Here is a 413-nt window from a genome sequence, read left to right on the forward strand (position 1 = left end):
CCTGTATTTCCTTCTGCAAACCACCGTTTTAATGGTAATGGTGGTACATTTGTTTGTTTCATCTTCTGCAATTGTTGTGAGCTGATAAATTGAAGGAGAAATTCTTCTGTGTATACATCTAATTGTTGCTTTGATTCAATAAATTGCGGTTCCACTTCTAAAGATTTATTTTCTGGATTAATCTCTTGGATGGGTTCTTTTTTTATTTCTTGTTTAACTTCTGTAAAAGAAGATTCTTGTAGTATTTCTTGCTGTGGAGATTGCTTGTCTGGTTTATATTCATACTTTCGATATTTAATATCAATATCTTTTACATGTAATACGATAATTTTCTTTTCCTCATAAAAATTAACAATATTCCCTTTTATAAGAGCAAGCTTCCGATTGCCCTCTACTTCTTTATCGATCCATTC

General features: G+C 31.2%; 1 pseudogene. It reads right to left on the reverse strand.

Going from position 1 to position 413, the window contains the following annotated elements:
- Positions 1-413 (reverse strand): annotated as a pseudogene (locus ACODS7_RS32685) (hypothetical protein); the annotation flags it as partial.

Source organism: Bacillus sp. FG16 (assembly GCF_057809515.1).